We start from the raw sequence: 2,462 nt of genomic DNA, 5'->3' as shown, positions 1-2,462 counted from the left end.
CGGAGTGGCCGCCCTCATGTCACATCGATCTTCCCGCACGGGCATCAAGGTGACGAACGGGTTCAAACCCGTACACCACCCCCGTGGACGCTAACCACGGCGGCGCTGACCACAGCGCTCAGCCGAAACCCTGCACTGAACGCTGCACGGGCTGTGCTGAGCAGCATGGCCCCGGGCAGGCCGGGAAGAACTTGACTCGCCGTCACAGCACCGCCCAGGCTCTCCGTCACAGCGGACACGGCCTCTGAGGGGAGGCCCACCACGACAGCGCCACTCATTTCGCTCCGGTACACCGCGGTGATGGCGCTGCCGAGGAGCGCGATGCCGAGGGCACCACCGAGTTGAGGTGCGGTCGAGGAGATGGCTGACGCCGCGCCGGCCTGCTCCGGAGGCGCGGAACCGACGACCATGTCGGTGGCGAGCGCCATCATCGGACCGAGCCCAGCCGACACGATGATGGCCCCGGTGACCAGGAGAGCCAGGGCACTTGTCCCGGCAGTCACGCCCGCCTGGGCGACCACGACGAAGCCGACGGCAGCCAGGACCAGGCCGGCCGCGATGACCGGTCCCGGAGCTATCCAGCGCACGATCCTCGAGGCCAGCGTCGATCCGACGATCACCCCGATGGCTGAGGGCGCCGTCCACAGCCCGGCCTCCAGCGGCGAGAGCCCGCGTACCAACTGCAGATACTGCGCGAAGGCGTAGTTGAAGCCCCACAGCACGAAGATGCCCAGCGCAAGCGTGGCCACCGCCGTGCTGAACGCCCGGTTCGCGAACAATCGCAGGTCGATCAGCGGGTGACGCAACGCACGCTGCCTGCGCAGGAAGACGACGGCGAACAGCAGCCCGGCCGCGACGGAGAGCACGGGCAACCAGCCGGGACCGTCGGCGGCGATCTGCTTGAGACCGTAGACCGCCGGCAACACCGCAGCCAGCGACAGTACGGCGCTGATCGGGTCCAACCGCCCTGCCCCCGCGTCGCGCCGCTCGGGCAGCAGGATCGGCCCCAGCACCAGCAGCAGCACCATCACCGGCACGCCGAGCAGGAACACCGACCCCCACCAGAAGCGCTCCAGCAACCACCCGCCCACGAGAGGGCCGATCGCGGTTCCTCCGGACACGCTGGCAATGACGATTCCCACGGCGACGGTGCGTTGCCGCGAATCCCGGAACATGGCCACGGTCAGGGAGAGCACGGACGGCATCAACGTAGCGCCGGAGATTCCGAGTAGCGCGCGCACCGCGATGAGCGCGTCCGCACTGGGAGCGTAGGCCGCGAGCACAGATGCGACCCCGTACGCGGCCGCGCCGATCAGCAGCAGCCGCCGGCGGCCGATCCGATCGCCCAGCGTGCCCATGGTGATCAGCGATCCGGCGAGCAGAAAGGCATAGACATCCACGATCCACAACAGTTCAGCGCTGTCGGCTACCAGCGCTCTGCCGATCGCGGGCAGCGCCAGGTGAGTCACGGTCAGTTCGAGTGAGGCCAGGAGAGCGGGGAGGGACAGAACGGCAAGCCCGACCCATTCCCGTCGCCCAGCACGGCCAGTGGCGGCCGGAGCGGCATCCGCAGGAGATCTCGTCACCCGTCAAGCATCAAACCTCGACCTTAGACGAGGTCAAGCTCTAGCCTGAGAGACGTGACAAAGCCCCCCTTCGACGCCGAAGAGCTCACTGTCGGCCAGCTCGCAGCCCGTGCCGGTGTCCCGGTGACCACCTTGCACTTTTACGAAGAGAAGGGCCTGATCCGCAGCCGCAGGACCGCCGGAAACCAACGACGCTACTCCCGCGACTTCCTGCGCAGGGTGGCCTTCATCCGGGTGGCGCAGCGAGTCGGCATCCCACTGCGTGTGGCGGGCGAGGCACTGGCAGGCCTCCCGGAGGAGCGCACCCCGAACAGGGAAGACTGGACCCGTCTATCCGCCTCATGGCGAGCCGAACTCGACACCCGCATCGAGCAGCTCACCGCCCGCGTCGTCGCCGTCCCAGTCCGTCAGTAAGACAGTGCTGCAGTCCTCGACGTCTACTTCCACCCGGATGGTCTCCGCATAGCGGCTCATAGGTGGCGATCGTAGAGTCCGCCACCGACCGATCGGCCAGCTGTCCGCAGTTCGAAGATCAGGCTCTGGACCTTCGATCGCCCCCAAGCATGTCCGGCGGCCAGCCATGCCGTGGCGATCGTAGGGCCATCTGTGCGGCGGCGCGGCGACCGCGGTCGGTGCGTTCGGTCTGTACGGCGGAGCTGGCGTGCGGTGCCCGGCCCGGTGTCCCGCCGCCGTCCGGGACCGGACCTACGCAGGGCACGGGTCCGGATCATGGGATCCTCGGTGAGGTCTTTGGCGCGGCAGGGCAGTGACATGGCGCGTTCCCTGTACTACATTCACAGATCTTGAGGTAGTGGATCTCCACGTCGCCGGTAATGGCTGAGCCGGGCGCGGGCCTGGTGGAGGCGGCGGAAGGCT

1 protein-coding gene and 1 pseudogene are annotated in these 2,462 nt (G+C 68.2%); one reads left to right on the top strand and one right to left on the bottom strand.

The window, feature by feature from the left end:
• Positions 1-62 precede the first annotated feature (62 nt).
• A complete protein-coding gene (locus AB0J42_RS37540) occupies positions 63-1,586 on the bottom strand; it encodes an MFS transporter (protein ID WP_364303330.1) in 1,524 nt (507 codons plus the stop codon).
• 54 nt (positions 1,587-1,640) lie between these two features.
• Between AB0J42_RS37540 and soxR the strand changes: the two are divergent.
• Positions 1,641-1,964 (top strand): annotated as a pseudogene (gene soxR / locus AB0J42_RS37535) (redox-sensitive transcriptional activator SoxR); the annotation flags it as partial.
• Positions 1,965-2,462 lie beyond the last annotated feature (498 nt).

This window comes from Nonomuraea sp. NPDC049649 (genome assembly GCF_040675175.1).
Lineage (GTDB): Bacteria > Actinomycetota > Actinomycetes > Streptosporangiales > Streptosporangiaceae > Nonomuraea.
The sequence above is the reverse complement of the archived record's forward strand: the minus strand, read 5'-3'. Positions and strand labels throughout refer to the sequence as shown.